Here is a 17,167-nt window from a genome sequence, read left to right on the forward strand (position 1 = left end):
GTGTCTGCCTGTCGTAGGGCCTGGGCGTTTGTTCCCCGTACGGCCCAGGTGGCTGCCTGTCGTAGGGCCTGGGAGTTTGTTCTCCGTAGGGCCCGGGTGGCTGCCTGTCGTACGGCCCGGGTGTCCGTTCCCCGTATCGCCTGGGCGTCTGTTCGTCGTACGGCTGCTCGGCCGCGCGCTGCTCGTACGGCTCGGCGGCCTGTTTCCCGTACGGTCCGGGTGCCTGTCGTCCCCGTCCCTGTGCCCTCCCGGGCCAGGCGTCGCGGTCGCCGCCCGGCTCCCGCGTCTCGTCCGGCACGCGGAGGTAGGGATTGGTGTCCGGGTTCGGCGGACGGTACGGGGTTCCCGGGGCGTAGGGGCCGGTCGTGCCGTCTCCGGTCCGGTCAGGTGATCCGGCGGGGGCGCCCGGGTAGCCCGACGCGGGGTCACCGGCGGTGTCCGTTCCGCCGCCCGCCATGTCACCCCGTGCCAGTGGCGCCGCGCGGGAGCCGGCCGCGCCGGTGGCCCAGGCCAGCAGGGCGCCCGCTGCCCCGGCCGCCGCACCCCAGGCGGCACCGAGGAGCAGGGCCATGCCCAGGTGCCCGTGGAGTCGGATCCCGGCGCCGAACGCGTCGAAGCCCAGGACCGACAGCGAGGCGTCCACCGAGATGTTCGTCAGCCAGGCGAGGAGCGGCAGGGTGAGTGCGGTGGCGATCCCGAGCCGTACGGCACACCTCCCGGCGAAACCGAGCGCGCTGGTGCGGGCCGTGCGCCCGCCGGCCGCGCCCCGCGCCTCGCCCGGCCGTCCCATCGGCGTCCGCACCGCCGAGAACACCCCGGCCAGCAGCATCATCAGGGCCGCCGCCACCCCCAGCAGCCACACCCGTCCGTCCAGGTCGGCCAGGTGGCCGAGGGTCACCGACTGGTCGGACCCCGAGTTCAGGAGGTCGTCGAGGGGGTGGGGCAGGAAGGCGGTCAGGACGCCCGTGGCCCGGCCGTCGAACGGGACGAGGAGGCCGATCGGGATGCCCAGCCAGACGCCGTTGGGGGCGCCGAGCAGTGCCGCGCCCATGATCCGGGCCGGGTGCGGGTCGCCGATCGCCGCGTAGGCCGCCGCCGCCCAGCCGGCCGCCACGGCCACCAGCAGGACCGTCACCAGCGCCGAGGCCGCCGGCCGCACCACCCGGTGCGCGGTCTCCCAGCCGCGCGGCAGCGGAGTGCGGCGCGAGGCCAGCAGGGCGATCAGCAGGATGCCGGTGCACCAGCCGAGGCCGCCGAGCAGGGTCTGTGCCGTGTCCACCCGGAAGCCGACCGCCGCGTTCGCGTGCACCAGGTCGCCGAGGCGGTCCGGCAGCAGCCCGCCGACGTCACCGATGCCGGGGATCTTCAGCCCTCCGCCGCCACCGCCGCCCCCCGGCAGCTTGTCCAGCCCGAGCGCACCGCCGTCGATCGTCACGACGGAGTGCCCCGCCCAGGCCAGCCCGCCCAGCGTCGCCACGAACAGCACGACCACCGCGCCCGCGCGGGCGAGCAGTTCGGCCGGTGCGATCACCACTCCGGCCGCGCGCAGGGACCGTAAGAAGAACCACGACAAAAGGAGCGCACCGACCAGGCTCACCCCCAATGGCGTGATCTCGATGGCCGTCGTGGCCTCCGCTCCGCTCAGGCCGAAAGCGGACAGATCTCCGTTCGGAGTGACCGAACCACCCGCCCCGAGCGCCACAACCGCCGCGGTCATCGGGCCCAGTGAGCCCGAGGCGTCCGCCTGCAGCAGGTGCAGACCCAGCGCCGCCGTACCCGCCATGCCGATCAACGCCCAGCTCACGGCGGCGATCCCGGACAGCAGGATGTCGCCCCACGGCAGCCGCGCGCCATGCCTCGTGCTCTCGACTCCCGTGCCGGAAGTGCCAGACGTGCCAGGACTCATGGCAGACCCCCCGATCCGCGAACGCCCGGGGCCGCTCCGTCGCGCATGTCCCCCTCGCGTGGATTACCACTCTCCGGCCCGGTTTCAACCCCGTCAACGGAAAGAGTTGAAGCGCTCGTACGAGCCCTCCACAAGGCCCGGCTTTCGGTCAGAGGGCCGAGCCTGAAATAGTTCCCGACGATGTTCGACATCCCTAGACTCCCTGTGATGGGGGTAACTCGGGGGACTACTCATGGGGCTTGGAGTGCCGGAACTCGTACTGGAATCAAACGGACGCACCTGGACGCTCGACATGTCCAGGTCATACACCCTCGGACGTGATCCGCAGGGGGACATCGTGTTCGACGACGCCAGGGTCTCCTGGCGGCACGCCACGATCAGCTTCGACGGCCGCAGTTGGGTCATCGAGGACCACGGCAGTACCAACGGCACCTTCGTGCAGAGCCAGCGGGTCCAGCGGTCGGAGATCGGCCCGGGCTCGGCCGTGCACCTCGGCAACGCCAACGACGGACCGCGCCTGAGCCTGTCCGGCGCCGCGACCGCCGTCGCCCAACCGCAGCCCCAGCAGCAGCCGTTCGCCGCGCAGGCCGCGGGCGGCGCGGGCTGGTCCCAGCCGCCGGCGCCGCAGTCGTCGGCCGCGCAGCAGGCTCCGCAACAGGGCTGGCAGCAGGCCCCGCCGGCGATCCCGCAGCAGCAGGGCGCCCCGGCCATGGCCTCCGGTGGTGGCGCGGGGGCGCCGCCGGTCTACGGCGACCGCAGCCCGACCACGTTCCACCAGTTCTCCATCGGCCGCGTGATGCGGATCGGCCGTGCCCTGGACAACGAGCTGGTGGTGTCCGACCTCCAGGTCTCGCGCCACCACGCCGAGTTCCACTCCACGCCCGACGGCCGCATGGAGATCCGCGACCTGGGCTCGCACAACGGCACGTACGTCAACGGTATGCCGATCTCCAAGGGCGGCACGGCGGTCCTCGACGCGAACGACATCGTCGGCGTCGGCCACTCCACCTTCCGGATCGTCGGCGACCGCCTGGAAGAGTTCGTCGACACCGGTGAGGTCTCCTTCTCCGCACGCCGCCTGACCGTCACGGTCGACGGCGGCAAGCAGATCCTCAAGGACGTCTCCTTCGGCGTCCCGGAGAAGTCCCTGATCGCGGTCATCGGCCCGTCCGGGTCCGGCAAGTCGACACTGCTCAAGGCGCTCACCGGCTACCGCCCCGCCAACGAGGGCGAGGTGCTGTACGACAACCGCAACCTGTACAAGCAGTTCGCCGAGCTGCGCCAGCGCATCGGTCTCGTCCCGCAGGACGACATCCTGCACAAGGAGCTGACCGTCAAGAAGGCCCTCAAGTACGCGGCCAAGCTGCGCTTCCCCGCCGACACCACGGGCGAGGAGCGCGAGGCCCGGATAGACGAGGTGCTGCGCGAGCTGAAGCTGGACATCCACAAGGAGAAGAAGGTCACCTCCCTCTCCGGCGGCCAGCGCAAGCGCGTCTCGGTGGCCCTGGAGCTGCTCACCAAGCCGTCGCTGATCTTCCTGGACGAGCCCACCTCGGGCCTCGACCCGGGCATGGACCGCGATGTCATGCAGCTGCTGCGCGGCCTCGCCGACGACGGCCGCACGGTCCTCGTCGTCACCCACTCGGTGGCCGAGCTGGCGCTGTGCGACAAGCTCCTGGTGATGGCCCCGGGCGGCGCGGTCGCCTACTTCGGCCCGCCCGAGGAGGCGCTGAACTTCTTCGGCTACGACACCTGGGCCGACGTCTTCTCCGCCTTCGAGAACTACCGCGACTACGACTGGGCGGGACGCTGGAAGGGGTCGCAGCACTACCAGATGTACGCCGCGGACATCGACGCGATTGCTCCGCAGTCCGTACAGATGCCGCCGATGCAGGTGATGAAGCCCAAGAAGCCGCAGAGCTGGGGTTCGCAGCTGCTGACCCTGGTCCGGCGGTACGTGGCGGTCATCGCCTCCGACAAGGGCTTCCTGGCGCTGACGGTGATCCTGCCGGCGGTGCTCGGCGCGGTCAGCCTGCTGATCGACAGCGACAAGGGCCTGCTGGTGAACCCGGTGAGCTCGAAGACCGGCGTGCCCGTCCCGAACGGCACGGCGACCACGGTCCTGCTGATCCTCGCGGTCGGCGCCTGCTTCGCGGGCGCCGCGAACTCCGTGCGTGAGCTGATCAAGGAACGGGTCATCTACGAGCGGGAGCGCGCGGTCGGCCTGTCCCGGTCGGCGTATCTGATGTCCAAGGTGGTCGTGCTCGGTGTGATCACCGTGCTGCAGGGCCTGATGGTGGGCCTGATCGGCTTCTCCAGCCGCGACATCCCCGCCGAGGGCGTGGTGCTCGGCCACTCCACCCTCTTCGAGCTGTGCATCCCGATCATGGGGCTCGGCTTCACCTCGATGATGTTCGGCCTGGTCATCTCCTCGCTGGTGAAGACGTCCGAGAAGACCATGCCGCTGCTGGTGATGTTCGCGATCATCCAGGTCGTGTTCACCGGCTGCCTGTTCAACCTGAACGGCGCGGTCGGCGTGAACCAGGTCTCGTTCCTGATGCCGTCCCGCTGGGCGGTCGGCGCCGACGGCGCCACGCTGGACTTCAACAACATCGCGCCCAACACCGAGGACCCGACCAACACCGACCCGCTGTGGAACCACACGGCCGGCGCCTGGACCATGGACATGGCCGCGCTGATCGTCCTCGGCGTGATCTGCGGCTTCCTCGTGGCCCGTTTCCTGCGCCGCCACGAGCCCGAGGTCATGCGCAAGTAGCGGTTCCCGCACGTACGCCGAAGGGCGGCGCCCCGCAGTGGGGTGCCGCCCTTCGGCGTGTGCGTGCAGAGGTCCGCGCCTGCCTCAGTACGCGCTGTTGACGTTGTCGATCGAGCCGTACCGGTGGGCCGCGTAGTTGGCGGCGGCGGTGATGTTGGCGACCGGGTCGTAGATGTTCCAGGACGTGCCGGAGACGTGGTACGTGGCGAACGTCGGCGGGATCACCTGCAGCAGGCCCTTGGAGGGGATGCCGTTGATGGCGTTGATGTCCCAGTTGTTGATGGCGTTCGGATTGCCCGAGGACTCCCGGATGATGTTGCGGTGCAGGCCGCTGTAGGAGCCCGGGATGCCCTTGGCGTTCATGATGTCGAGGGCCTGGCGGATCCAGCCGTCGAGGTTGTTGGCGTAGGTCTTCGTGGCGACCTGCTGGATCTGCGGGCGCGCGGCGGACCGGCTCGCGGCCTGCTCGGCGGCGCGCTTCTTGGCAGCGGCGTTCTTGGCCGCGGCGACGTGCTTGACGTGGGCCGCGTGGGCCTTCTTCACCTTGGCCACGTGGGCGGCGTGCGCCTTCTTCACGTGCGCCACGTGCGCGGCGTGGACCTTCTTCAGGTGCGCCACGTGCAGTTCGTGGGCCGTCTTCGCCTTCTTCTTGGCGGCGATGGCCTCGATCTTGACGTTCTGGAGCGCGAGCTGGTCGGTGACCGTGCCCTTGACGTCCTTGATCTGCTGGGTGGTGTAGGCCACGTTGGCCGCGGCCTGGGGGGACCCGGACACGATCGTCTCGGCGCTGCTCGGCACGGCCGAGAGGGCGAGGGCTGCGGCGCCGAGGGTGGCTACACCGGCGAGCGCGATCTTGTGGTGCTTGGTCAGCGCGGGACTGTGGGTGTTCTTCGGCATGGCAGGACCTCTTCGAATAGCGCGGAGGTCGCTCGTTGACCGTGGGGGAGACCGGCTCCTCCTGCACGAACACCGCGGGGGGAACCCGCGGTGTTGAGCGACGGCAGCCATTCTTAGCGGCAGCAAAATTCCCTGGCAAAGGTGTGACGTACGATCCTCCATAGTGGAGCCCGGAGGGGCAAAACGGGACAGATTAGAACGTCTTTCCCGTTCGGGAGGGGGCTCTTTATCTCCTATGTCCGTTCGTACGTGATGTGCGCCCTATGTGCGTCCTCACATCGGCCTCATACGAATCTCACCGCTAGTTGCTGAAGCAATGCTCTGTGTGAGGCTCCTCCTCCGGGAGGATGAGGTGCACGTCCCCGAACTCGTGCCACAGGTAGAGCCCGCGCAGCGCCTCCTCGTAGCTACGGTCGACCGCGGCCCGCCCCGCGACCGCCTCCAGCATCAGCAGATGCGAGGCCTCCGGCTCGTGCAGCCCGGTCAGCAGCCCGTCCACCACCCGCACCCCGCGCTCGGGCGTCACCACCAGCTCCGTCCACCCCGAGGCCGCCCGCACCACCCCGTCCGCCCCCGCGGCCGACTCCACGGCCCGCACGGCCGTCGTCCCCACGGCGACGACCCGTCCGTCACCCGCCTTCACGTTGTTGATCAGCCGCGCCGACGCCTCCGGCACCGCGAAACGCTCCGCGTACGGCGGCTCGTGCACCTCCGCCGACGACACCCCGGTGTGCAGCGTGATCGGCGCGAACTGCACCCCCCGGCTCACCAGCTCCGCCACCAGCCGCGCGGTGAAGGGCCGCGCCGCACTCGGCATCTCCGCGCTCCCCGCCCCGCCGGCCGAGGGCAGCGCGAACACCGTCTGGTACACGGACAACGGCTGGTCCCGCTCCGTATAGGAGTAACGAATGGGCCGCCCGTGCTCCCGCAGCAGCCCCGGTACGTCCGTGTCCGCCCCGGCCCGCGCCCACCACAGCCGCTCGCCCGACGCGCTCAGCGGCTCCTCCAGGACCAGCCGCCCGCCCCCGGGCAGCCGCACCGCACTCCCCGCGCGTGTACCCGCACACGCGCGTGTGGTCCCGTGCCCGTCCGGCTCCCGCAGCTCGACCGCCCACCGCCCGTCGTCCCCGCGCGTGGAGAAGTGCACCACCACGCGCGCGTGCCCGACCCGCCCGTCCACCGCGGCCGCCAGCGTCGGCGAGGTGTTCACCACCAGCAGGTCCCCCGCCCGCAGCAGGCACGGCAGCTCGGCGAAGGCGTGATGCGACACCGCCGTCCCGCGCGACACCAGCAGCCGTACGGCATCCCGCTCAAGACCCGGCCCGCGCTGCTCGGCCGGCACCCGCGCGGACAGCTCCTCCGGCACCCGCACCACGGTCGTCATCGCCCCTCCACCAGAGCCGGCGCCCCGTACCGCCCGCTCACCGGCCGCTCGTCGAGCAACCGCAGGAACGCCGGTACGACACTGTCCGGCGCCGGCCGCGGATCGTCGTCGTCCGGTACGGCCGCCGTGTACAGGTCGGTCGCCATGTCCCCGGGGTCCACCGCCCACACCCGCAGCCCCGGCTCCTCCACGCCGAGCACGGCCGCCAGCTGGTCCAGGGCCGCCTTCGAGGCGCCGTAGCCGCCCCAGGTCTCGTACGCCTCGGCGCCCGCGTCCGAGCTGACCGCGATCACCGCGCCCGTCGCCGACTCCCGCAGCAGCGGCAACGCCTCCTGCACCAGGCCCAGCGCGGCCACCACATTCACCTCCAGCGCCCGGCGCAGCCCCGCCAGGGGCAGCTCCCCGAGACGGACCAGCGGCTCGGCCCCCAGCGCGCTGGCGTTGCTCACCACCAGATCGACCCCGCCCAGCTCCCGCGCGGCGGCCACCAGACCGGCCCGGTGCCCGGCGTCCGTGACGTCCCCCGGCAGCGCCGCCACCCGCGTCCCGGGCCGTGCGACCGCCTCCGCCGTCTCCTTCAGGGCCCCGGCACCTCTGGCGTCCAGCACCAGGTCCCAGCCCCGCTCGGCCAGCGCCCCGGCCAGCGCCCGCCCCAGCCCCTTCGAGGCCCCCGTGATGATCGCTACCGGCATGACAACCGTCCCCTCGGCTCCGTCCGCCCGTGTCGGCGGTGACCCCAACGTAGGAACGGGACCGCCCCGGCCGCCTCGGACGCGGGCCGCAACCGGGCGGGGTCCTTCGGACTACGCCGCCGGTCCGGGCCGTACGCCCTAGGTCCCCGGGTCTAGGGCCACCGGTCCAGGCCCTGCCGCCCTCGGCCCGATCCCCGGTGTCACACCCCGCCGGTACCGTGAGGACATGAGTCAAGGTCCCCGGTCCGGCCTCGCCGCGGTGAGCACCGCGCTGCTGGCCATGAGCAGGCATCTCGAGGTGCGTGACGTCCTCAAGACGATCGTCGCCTCGGCCCGTGAGCTGCTCGACGCGCAGTACGCCGCGCTCGGGGTCCCCGACGACCACGGCGGCTTCGCCCAGTTCGTCGTCGACGGTGTCAGCGACGCCCAGTGGAAGGCCATCGGCCCGCTCCCGCGCCAGCACGGCATCCTCGCCGCGATGCTCCGCGAGGCGAAGGTCGAGCGGCTGGCCGACGTCCGCACCGACCCCCGCTTCGAGGGCTGGCCGTCCGCCCACCCCGACATGTCCGACTTCCTGGGCCTGCCGATCCGCGACGGCGACGAGGTCATCGGCGCGCTGTTCCTGGCGAACAAGAACTGCGCGAAGCCCCAGGGAGGCTGCGGCTTCACCGCCGAGGACGAGGAACTCCTCTCCATTCTCGCCCAGCATGCCGCCATCGCCCTCACCAACGCCCGCCTCTACGAGCGCAGCCGCGAGCTGACCATCTCCGAGGAACGCTCCCGGCTCGCCCACGAGCTGCACGACGCGGTGAGCCAGAAGCTGTTCTCGCTGCGCCTCACCGCCCAGGCCGCCGCCGCCCTGGTCGACCGCGATCCCTCCCGCGCCAAGGGCGAGTTGCAGCAGGTGGCCGTGCTCGCCGCCGAGGCCGCCGACGAACTGCGCGCCGCCGTCGTGGAGTTGCGCCCCACCGCCCTGGACGAGGACGGCCTGATCGCCACCCTGCGCACCCAGGTCCAGGTCCTCGACCGCGCCCACACCGCCCGCGTGACCTTCGCCGCCGGCGGCTTCCGCGCCCTGCCCGCCGCTCAGGAGGAGGCCCTGCTTCGGGTCGCCCAGGAAGCCCTGCACAACGCCCTGCGGCACTCCGCCGCCGAACATGTCGACGTGACGGTGAACCGGCGGGGCAGCGGCGCCGTCCTGCGGGTCACGGACGACGGCGGCGGCTTCGACCCGCACCTCACCCGGCGCGCCGGACGCCACCTCGGCCTGGTCTCCATGCGGGACCGGGCGAGCGGCGTCGGCGGCAGGCTGACCGTGGAATCGGCGCCCGGCAAGGGCACCACGATCGAGATGGAGGTCCCCGGTGGCTGATGCGATCAGGGTGCTGCTGGTCGACGACCATCAGGTCGTCCGCCGGGGTCTGCGCACCTTCCTGGAGGTCCAGGACGACATCGAGGTCGTCGGCGAGGCCGCCGACGGCGCCGAAGGGGTCGAGCGCGCCCAGGAACTGAGCCCCGACGTCGTCCTCATGGACGTCAAGATGCCCGGCATGGACGGCGTGGAGGCGCTGCGCAGGCTCCGCGAACTCGACAACCCCGCGCGCGTGCTGATCGTCACCAGCTTCACCGAACAACGCACGGTGGTCCCGGCGCTGCGCGCGGGCGCCGCCGGGTACGTCTACAAGGACGTCGATCCCGACGCGCTCGCCACCGCCATCCGCTCGGTGCACGCCGGGCACGTCCTGCTGCAGCCCGAGGTGGCTGGCGCCCTGCTCTCCCAGGAGGAGGCCAACTCCGGGCAGGGCCGGGGCGGTTCGCTCACCGAGCGGGAGCGTGAGGTGCTCGGCCTGATAGCGGACGGCCGCTCCAACCGCGAGATCGCCCGCGCCCTCGTGCTGTCCGAGAAGACCGTCAAGACGCACGTCTCGAACATCCTGATGAAACTCGACCTCGCCGACCGCACCCAGGCCGCCCTGTGGGCCGTTCGCCATGGCGTGACCGGCTGAAACGCCCTCCGCAACGCTTCACCGACGGCAACCTGGAGGGTCGCCCTCCGGGCTGAGATTCATACCGTCGTGGGAATGTCACCCGGACGGCGCATCCTCTCCCGGCCACCGCCGTTCTTCAGTGCGTGCCGCGGCGACCGCCGTGGCGATCGCCAAGGAGGGCTCAAGAAGTGAAGAACCTGAAGAAGGCAGCGGCCGTGACGATGGTGGCCGGCGGGATCATGGCCGCCGGTGCGGGCATGGCCTCCGCCCACACGGGTGGCGCCCACGCCGGCGGCGGCGCCCAGGGCTCTCCGGGCGTCGTCTCCGGCAACGTCATCCAGGCCCCGGTGCACATCCCGGTCAACGTCTGCGGCAACAGCGTGAACGTCGTCGGCGTACTGAACCCCGCGTTCGGCAACGTCTGCATCAACCACTGACGCAGCGCCGCACCGCGGCATCGACCTCCGGCCTTCCGGGCGCCCCCCGGAAGGCCGGTCGGCTTGCCGGCATCGCGGCGGACGCCGCCGCCGTGGCCGCGAACTCCCCGAGTGTCGCCTCCGGCCTGATCGCCCAGGTCCCGGTCAACGTCCCGGTCAACGCCAGCGGCCTGTCCGTCAACATCATCGGCCTGCTGAACCCGGCGTTCGGCAACACCGCGGTCAACAAGTAGTACCGACGAGGCCCTTGGGGGCCGCGCCGTCCCGGACGGTCCCAGGTCCACTAGCGCCCCTGCTCCCGCTCCTCCACGACGGAGTTGTACGCCGCGACCAGCGCCCGCCGGGCCGTCCGCTCGACCGGCCGCAGCGCCGCCCCCCGCGCCGCCATCTCCGAGGCGCTCACCGCCCCGCCGTGCCCGTTCTCGTAGGCCAGGGAGACCAGCAGCCCCACCCGCTGCGCGAGCTCCAGCACCCGCCCCGCCCGCGGCGGATACCCCGGTGCCAGCACCTCCCGCCCGCGCTCGGACCGCGCCCGGTACGCGTCGATCGCCGCGTCCGCCACCGGCCCCGACCCGGCGACATCGAGCTTCGACAGCACGTCGGTCGCATCCCGCAGCGCCTCCGCCAGCTCCCGCTCGGCCTCCCCGAGCGACGGCACGTCGGCCGGCGGCGCCTCCCGCACCGGCAGCACATGCCAGACCACCTCGACATGCACATCACCGGTGGGCCCCGCCTCGGACACCTCCGGCACCAGACCGAACGCGGTGCCGTGACAGACCACAGCCTCCTCGGCCTCCAGGGCCCGCGCGTTGAACTCCGGCGGCCCGCTCAGCCCCAGCGGATGCCCCGGCGCCGGCAACGCGACCCGCAGTCCGGTCACCCCGAGCGCCCGCAGCCGCCCCAGCGCCAGCGTGAGCCCGACCGGCGCCGACTCACCCGGCAGCCCCTCCACCCGGTGCACGGCGTCCTCGCCGACGATGGCGAGCACGGCGTCATCCGGAGAGACAAGTCCGGCCAAGAGGGCATTTCCCCAAGCGGCGAGGCGTCCTGAACGCGGTTCCGAGAGCATGCCCCCACCCTAAGGACCGGACCGATGGAATGGAGCGCCGCACTCGTGGCGTAGATTTCATAAGGGCTGCGCCCATCGGTGCCGCCGCCCGAGCCACAGGCGTACGCGACAGCCGAGACCGGCCACACTGCAAGGGGAGACAACGCGCTCATGAGCGATGTTCTGGAGCTTCAGGACGTATCTGTGGTCCGCGAGGGCCGGGCTCTGGTGGACCAGGTCTCCTGGTCGGTGAAGGAGGGCGAGCGCTGGGTCATCCTCGGCCCCAACGGCGCCGGCAAGACCACTCTCCTGAACATCGCGTCCAGCTACCTCTTCCCCAGCAAGGGCACCGCCACCATCCTCGGCGACACCCTCGGCAAGGTCGACGTCTTCGACCTGCGCCCCCGCATCGGCATGGCCGGTGTCGCCATGGCCGAAAAGCTCCCCAAGCGCCAGACCGTCCTGGAGACCGTGCTCACCGCCGCCTACGGCATGACCGCCCACTGGCAGGAGGAGTACGACGAGGTCGACGAGCAGCGCGCCCGCGCCTTCCTCGACCGCCTCGGCATGACGGAGTACGTGGACCGCCGCTTCGGCACCCTCTCCGAGGGCGAGCGCAAGCGCACCCTGATCGCCCGCGCCCTGATGACCGACCCCGAGCTGCTGCTCCTCGACGAGCCCGCCGCCGGCCTCGACCTCGGCGGCCGCGAGGACCTGGTCCGCCGCCTCGGCCGGCTCGCCCGCGACCCGATCGCCCCCTCCATGATCATGGTCACCCACCATGTCGAGGAGATCGCCCCCGGCTTCACCCACGTCCTCATGATCCGCCAGGGCAAGGTCCTCGCCGCCGGCCCGCTGGAGCTCGAACTGACCTCCCGCAACCTCTCCCTCTGCTTCGGCCTCCCGCTCGTCGTCGAACAGGTCGGCGACCGGTGGACCGCCCACGGACTGCCCCTGTCCTGACGGGCGTTGTCACGGCAGAGCGCCCTGTCGGGTTCGGCATCCGCGGCTCTACCATGACAATGTGAACAACATCGACGCATGGGTGTGGTGGCTCGTCGTCGCGGCGGCACTCGGCATCCCGCTCGTGATGACCGCGATGCCGGAGTTCGGCATGTTCGCGGTCGGTGCCGTGGCAGCGGCCGGTACCGCCGGGCTCGGTGCGGGCATCGTCGCCCAGGTACTCGTCTTCGTCCTCGTCTCCGTCGCGCTGATCGCCGTCGTACGGCCCATCGCGGCCCGGCACGCCGCCCAGCGACCCCAACTCGCCACCGGCGTCGACGCCTTGAAGGGCAGGCAGGCCGTCGTACTGGAACGCGTCGACGGCTCGGGCGGACGGATCAAGCTCGCCGGCGAGGTCTGGTCGGCCCGCTCCCTCGACACCGGACGTGCCTACGAAGCGGGAGAGGAAGTGGATGTCGTGGAGATCGAGGGGGCCACGGCCATCGTCATCTGACCTCGTACGACGCAACTGGGCTGAACGACTCCCGAGTTGGGCAAGGGTCTGTCAGACTCGTCCAGCAAGATCTTCAACAACCATAAGATCTGCCGAAGCGCCGAGGCGGAGAAGGGTACGGGGAGCGACGATGGAACCGGTCATCATCGTCCTGATCATTCTGGTGGTGTTGGTCTTCATCGCCTTGATCAAGACGATCCAAGTCATCCCACAGGCGAGCGCCGCCATCGTCGAGCGCTTCGGCCGCTACACGCGGACGCTCAACGCCGGCCTCAACATCGTGGTCCCGTTCATAGACACCATCCGCAACCGCATCGACCTGCGTGAACAGGTCGTACCGTTCCCGCCCCAGCCGGTGATCACCCAGGACAACCTGGTCGTGAACATCGACACCGTCATCTACTACCAGGTGACGGACGCCCGGGCGGCCACCTACGAAGTCGCCAGCTATATCCAGGCCATCGAGCAGCTGACCGTCACCACGCTGCGCAACATCATCGGCGGCATGGACCTGGAACGCACCCTGACCTCCCGCGAGGAGATCAACGCGGCCCTGCGCGGCGTCCTCGACGAGGCCACCGGCAAGTGGGGCATCCGCGTCAACCGCGTCGAACTCAAGGCGATCGAGCCGCCGACCTCCATCCAGGACTCGATGGAGAAGCAGATGCGCGCCGACCGCGACAAGCGCGCCGCGATCCTCACCGCGGAAGGCACCCGCCAGGCCGCGATCCTCACCGCGGAGGGCGAGAAGCAGTCCCAGATCCTGCGCGCCGAGGGTGAGGCCAAGGCGGCCGCCCTGCGCGCCGAGGGCGAGGCCCAGGCGGTCCGTACGGTCTTCGAGGCGATCCACGCCGGAGACCCCGACCAGAAGCTCCTGAGCTACCAGTACCTCCAGATGCTCCCGAAGATCGCCGAGGGCGACGCCAACAAGCTCTGGATCGTCCCCAGCGAAATCGGCGACGCCCTCAAGGGCCTCTCCGGCGCCATGGGCAACTTCGGCCCCTTCGGCGGCGGTTCGGGCGGCGGCGGCAACAACATCCCCTCACAGGAACGCCGCGAGAAGCCCAACATCGACTAGGTCACTCTGAAACAAACGTTCCCCGCGCCCACCCTTCTTGGGGGCGCGGGGAACTGCGCGACAAGCCACGAACAACCCGCACTCGCGCGACAAGCTCAGCCAGGCAGACGCCTAGGCGGCCACATCCCCCGAGAGCCACTCAGGAAGCGCCGCCAGATCCTCGGCCCCCATGGCCAGCAGCATCGCATCCTGCGGCGAAGGCTCGAACGGCTTCCGCAGCAACGGCATACCCGCCTGCTCCGGCGTCCGGTCCGCCTTCCGGTGATTGTCCTCCGCACACGAAGCCACCGTGTTCAGCCACGAGTCGGCCCCGCCCTGCGCCCGCGGCACCACGTGGTCGACGGTCGTCGCCCGCCGACCGCAGTACGCGCACCGGTGCCGGTCCCTGACCAGCACTCCCCGCCGCGACCAGGGCGCTTGTCTCCGGAACGGCACCCGTACATACCTGCAGAGCCTGATCACCCGGGGCGCGGGTATGTCCACATCCGCACCGCGCATGCGCAGTTCGGGGTGGGCCTGCTCGACGACGGCCTTGTCCTGGAGCACCAGGACGACAGCGCGGTTCAACGTCACCGTAGACAGCGGCTCGAAGCTCGCGTTCAGCACCAGCGTGTCACGCATCCAGCCCACCTCCTTTGTGCACCGTGCCCACCGCCGGCGGGCTTGGATCAACTCTGGACGGGCGCGCCGAGATGGACAACGCAATAAAAACTGCCCGCCTCTGATCACTTCCAAGACCAGAGGCGGGCAAACGTTCAATGAACGCTCGGCTGATTTCGCGCGGTGCGTCAGCCCTGTTCGGGGTTCTCGTACTCGCCGATCAACTGCGCCCGCGCGATCGCGTGGAACCGCAGGTTGAACCCGACGACGGCAGGCGAGACATCGGCGTCCGGACCGAGCTTGGCCTGGTCCACCGCGTACACCGTGAAGACGTACCGGTGCGGCCCGTCCCCGGGCGGCGGCGCGGCACCACCGAAGTCCTTCGACCCGTAGTCGTTGCGCACCTGCACCGCACCCTCGGGCAGCCCCTCGAACTTGCCGCTGCCCGCACCCACCGGCAGCTCGGTCACCGAGGCCGGGATGTCGAACACCACCCAGTGCCAGAACCCGCTGCCCGTCGGGGCGTCCGGGTCATAGCAGGTCACGGCGAAACTCTTGGTCCCGTCCGGGAAGCCCTCCCACCGCAGCTGCGGCGAGGTGTTGCCCTTCGCGTAGACCTGAGCGTCCTTGAGCGTCGCCCCTTCCTGGATGTCCTCGCTCGTCACCGTGAACGGCGGGACGGGCGGGTGGAAGTCATGGGGGAGAGGCCGCCGCTTGAGCTCGGACACCTCGGTACCTCCTGATCGATTACCGGAATCAGCAGTCCCGAGCCTAGAACCAGTTGCGCTTGCTGCCGACCTCGGACAGCCACTGGTTGAGATAAGCCGCCCAGTCGGTCCCGTGGAAGTCGTGCAGACCCACCTGGAACGACCGGAAGGTGTCACTGCCCTCGCTGAACAGCCCCGGCTTCTTGTCCATTTCCAGGATGACGTCCATGGCGTGCGCGTCCGCCACGAAGCTCAGCTCGACCTGGTTCAGCCCCCGGTACTGCGCCGGCGGGTGGAACTCCACCTCCTGGTAGAACGGCAGCGTCTGCCGCGTCCCGCGGATGTGCCCCTTCTCCAGGTCCGCGTTCTTGAAACGGAAGCCCAGCTGGATGAAGGCGTCCAGGATCGCCTTCTGCGCCGGCAGCGGGTGCACGTTGATCGGGTCCAGGTCCCCGGAGTCGACCGCCCGCGCGATCTCCAGCTCCGTCGTCACGCCGATGTGCATCCCGCGCAGCGCCTGCCCGTCGATCATCGTGACCGGCGTCTCCCACGGGATCTCCAGCCCGAACGGCACCGCGTGCACCGCCCCGGCCTGCAGCTCGAAGGCACCACCGAGCCGCACCTTGCCGAAGTCGATGTTCTCCTTGTACTCCTCGTCGCCGCGCTCCACCTCGACCCGCGCCTGGAGCCCCACGGACAGCCCCTGGATCTCCTGGTTCACCGAGCCGCCCTGGATCCGCACCTCGCCCTGGACGACACCGCCCGGAACGACGTTCACCTCGGTGAGCACCGTCTCGACCGACGCCCCGCCGGCACCCAGGCTCGCGAGCAGCTTCTTGAACCCCATGACTCTCCCTTTACGTACGGACCTCTGACCCCTACAAACGCGATCCGGCCGCGACCGGTTCCGGCCCACACCCTGGCAAGGAGACGAATCCTTGACCACCCCTTGGGCCCCACCGGCCTGGACTAGGCTCGGACGCCATGATCGCGCCCCCGGACCGTACGCCACTCCCCAGGGACTTCTTCGACCGCCCTGTACTGGAGGTAGCCCCCGACCTCCTCGGCCGCATCCTCGTCCGCACCACCCCGGACGGTCCGATCGCGGTCCGCCTCACAGAGGTGGAGGCGTACGACGGCCCGAACGACCCCGGATCGCATGCCTATCGCGGCCCTACACCCCGCAACGACGTGATGTTCGGTCCGCCCGGACACGTGTACGTCTACTTCACCTACGGCATGTGGTTCTGCATGAACCTCGTCTGCGGTCCGGCGGGCACCGCCAGCGCGGTCCTGCTCCGCGCGGGCGAGATCCTCGAAGGCACCGAGCTCGCCCGCAAACGTCGACTTTCAGCCCGATACGACCGAGAACTGGCCAAAGGCCCGGCCCGCCTCGCCACCGCCCTGGGCGTCGACCGGGCCCTGGACGGCACTGACGCGTGTGCCTCCGGCGAGACACCGTTGCGGATACTGACCGGTACTCCCGTGCCCTCCGACCAGGTACGCAACGGTCCACGCACCGGAGTCGCCGGCGAGGGCGGCGACAGCGACGTTCACCCCTGGCGTTTCTGGGTCGCCAACGACCCGACCGTCAGCCCCTATCGGGCCCACGTACCCAGGCGCCGCTCAAGTTGACGCGTCCCTGGAAGGTGCGTAATGTAGCCCGAGCCGCTGAACCGGGTACGGCAATCGCCAGCAGCCGGAAGTGGCCACCCACTACCTACGACTTCCCCTGACGGGGTCGGATTCGTCATGCCCGCATGCCCGAATTCGAACTCGCGGAACTCGATTATGAGTCTCGACGGGAATCGGCTAACGTAGTGAATGTCGAAAGGCCGACGGGCGAAAGCCGCAAAGCCTGAAGACAATCCCGCCGACCGGGAATCGGACGCCGAAAGGATCTGATAGAGTCGGAAACACCGAAGGGAAGCCCGGAGGAAAGCCCGAGAGGGTGAGTACAAAGGAAGCGACCGTTCCTTGAGAACTCAACAGCGTGCCAAAAGTCAACGCCAGATATGTTGATACCCCGTCTCCAGCCGATATCGGTTGGGGCGAGGTTCCTTTGAAGAAAAATACAGCGAGGACGCTGTGAACGGTCGGATCATTCCTCCGGCTGTTCCGCTCCCGTGAAAAGCATTCACGGAGAGTTTGATCCTGGCTCAGGACGAACGCTGGCGGCGTGCTTAACACATGCAAGT

Annotated in this window: 17 protein-coding genes and 1 rRNA gene; 10 read left to right on the top strand and 8 right to left on the bottom strand. The window is 70.2% G+C overall.

All coding sequences use genetic code 11. The features are described from left to right. On the bottom strand, positions 1-1,906 hold a 1,906-nt coding region (locus ACFZDK_RS10210; RefSeq protein WP_390971560.1), incomplete at its 3' end, for a streptophobe family protein. A 244-nt stretch (positions 1,907-2,150) separates the two neighbouring features. Between ACFZDK_RS10210 and ACFZDK_RS10215 the strand changes: the two genes are divergently transcribed. Then, positions 2,151-4,682, top strand: a complete 2,532-nt coding sequence (locus tag ACFZDK_RS10215) for an FHA domain-containing protein (RefSeq protein ID WP_390971603.1) — start codon at positions 2,151-2,153, stop codon at positions 4,680-4,682. Between the two features lie 84 nt (positions 4,683-4,766). Here the strand turns inward: ACFZDK_RS10215 and ACFZDK_RS10220 are convergent, their stop codons facing one another. The 3 genes from ACFZDK_RS10220 to ACFZDK_RS10230 form a co-directional block, all read right to left on the bottom strand. Continuing rightward, positions 4,767-5,579 carry a transglycosylase SLT domain-containing protein gene (locus ACFZDK_RS10220; protein ID WP_390971561.1) on the bottom strand — a complete coding sequence of 271 codons (813 nt, stop codon included), beginning with the start codon at positions 5,577-5,579 and terminating at the stop codon, positions 4,767-4,769. A gap of 301 nt (positions 5,580-5,880) precedes the next feature. Next, positions 5,881-6,963 (bottom strand): S-adenosylmethionine:tRNA ribosyltransferase-isomerase, encoded by a 1,083-nt coding sequence (locus ACFZDK_RS10225; protein WP_390971562.1) that lies wholly within the window; start codon positions 6,961-6,963, stop codon positions 5,881-5,883. After that, entirely contained in the window at positions 6,960-7,655 is a 696-nt protein-coding gene (locus ACFZDK_RS10230) for an SDR family NAD(P)-dependent oxidoreductase (RefSeq protein ID WP_390971563.1), read from the bottom strand. The genes ACFZDK_RS10225 and ACFZDK_RS10230 overlap by 4 nt, the downstream gene beginning before the upstream one ends. Before the next feature lie 226 nt (positions 7,656-7,881). On the opposite strand from ACFZDK_RS10230, the gene ACFZDK_RS10235 reads away from it, so the two are divergent. The 4 genes from ACFZDK_RS10235 (at position 7,882) to ACFZDK_RS10250 (ending at position 10,313) form a co-directional block, all read left to right on the top strand. Further along, on the top strand, positions 7,882-9,027 hold the full coding sequence (locus tag ACFZDK_RS10235) for a GAF domain-containing protein (RefSeq protein WP_390971564.1): 1,146 nt from the start codon (positions 7,882-7,884) through the stop codon (positions 9,025-9,027). Further along, entirely contained in the window at positions 9,020-9,661 is a 642-nt protein-coding gene (locus tag ACFZDK_RS10240) for a response regulator transcription factor (RefSeq protein ID WP_359220474.1), read from the top strand. The genes ACFZDK_RS10235 and ACFZDK_RS10240 overlap by 8 nt, the downstream gene beginning before the upstream one ends. Before the next feature lie 170 nt (positions 9,662-9,831). Further along, positions 9,832-10,080, top strand: a complete 249-nt coding sequence (locus tag ACFZDK_RS10245; protein WP_390971565.1) for a chaplin family protein — start codon at positions 9,832-9,834, stop codon at positions 10,078-10,080. A gap of 71 nt (positions 10,081-10,151) precedes the next feature. Then, positions 10,152-10,313, top strand: a complete 162-nt coding sequence (locus tag ACFZDK_RS10250; RefSeq protein WP_390971604.1) for a chaplin family protein — start codon at positions 10,152-10,154, stop codon at positions 10,311-10,313. Positions 10,314-10,363: 50 nt separating this feature from the next. Here the strand turns inward: ACFZDK_RS10250 and ACFZDK_RS10255 are convergent, their stop codons facing one another. Next, positions 10,364-11,149, bottom strand: coding sequence for a hypothetical protein (locus tag ACFZDK_RS10255; RefSeq protein WP_390971566.1), 786 nt, complete (start codon positions 11,147-11,149; stop codon positions 10,364-10,366). A gap of 150 nt (positions 11,150-11,299) precedes the next feature. On the opposite strand from ACFZDK_RS10255, the gene ACFZDK_RS10260 reads away from it, so the two are divergent. From ACFZDK_RS10260 to ACFZDK_RS10270, 3 genes are all read left to right on the top strand, one after another. Next, complete coding sequence (locus ACFZDK_RS10260; RefSeq protein ID WP_355716152.1) at positions 11,300-12,091, top strand: ABC transporter ATP-binding protein; 792 nt, start codon at positions 11,300-11,302, stop codon at positions 12,089-12,091. Positions 12,092-12,152: 61 nt separating this feature from the next. Continuing rightward, the gene (locus ACFZDK_RS10265) at positions 12,153-12,584 is read left to right on the top strand and encodes an NfeD family protein (RefSeq protein ID WP_390971567.1); all 432 of its coding nucleotides are present in this window, start codon (positions 12,153-12,155) and stop codon (positions 12,582-12,584) included. 130 nt (positions 12,585-12,714) lie between these two features. After that, positions 12,715-13,662, top strand: a complete 948-nt coding sequence (locus ACFZDK_RS10270; protein WP_390971568.1) for an SPFH domain-containing protein — start codon at positions 12,715-12,717, stop codon at positions 13,660-13,662. A 111-nt stretch (positions 13,663-13,773) separates the two neighbouring features. Here ACFZDK_RS10270 and ACFZDK_RS10275 read toward each other — a convergent pair whose 3' ends face one another. The 3 genes from ACFZDK_RS10275 to ACFZDK_RS10285 form a co-directional block, all read right to left on the bottom strand. After that, positions 13,774-14,283, bottom strand: coding sequence for an HNH endonuclease (locus ACFZDK_RS10275; protein WP_390971569.1), 510 nt, complete (start codon positions 14,281-14,283; stop codon positions 13,774-13,776). A gap of 167 nt (positions 14,284-14,450) precedes the next feature. Then, positions 14,451-14,990, bottom strand: coding sequence for a YbhB/YbcL family Raf kinase inhibitor-like protein (locus ACFZDK_RS10280; RefSeq protein ID WP_390971570.1), 540 nt, complete (start codon positions 14,988-14,990; stop codon positions 14,451-14,453). A 43-nt stretch (positions 14,991-15,033) separates the two neighbouring features. Continuing rightward, on the bottom strand, positions 15,034-15,816 hold the full coding sequence (locus tag ACFZDK_RS10285; RefSeq protein WP_390971571.1) for a sporulation protein: 783 nt from the start codon (positions 15,814-15,816) through the stop codon (positions 15,034-15,036). A 137-nt stretch (positions 15,817-15,953) separates the two neighbouring features. Here ACFZDK_RS10285 and ACFZDK_RS10290 point away from each other — a divergent pair, with 137 nt between their 5' ends. Beyond that, a complete protein-coding gene (locus tag ACFZDK_RS10290) occupies positions 15,954-16,604 on the top strand; it encodes a DNA-3-methyladenine glycosylase (RefSeq protein WP_390971572.1) in 651 nt (216 codons plus the stop codon). 501 nt (positions 16,605-17,105) lie between these two features. Then, a 16S ribosomal RNA gene (locus ACFZDK_RS10295) occupies positions 17,106-17,167 on the top strand; the annotation flags it as partial.

This window comes from Streptomyces sp. NPDC007901, assembly GCF_042959465.1.
Lineage (GTDB): Bacteria > Actinomycetota > Actinomycetes > Streptomycetales > Streptomycetaceae > Streptomyces.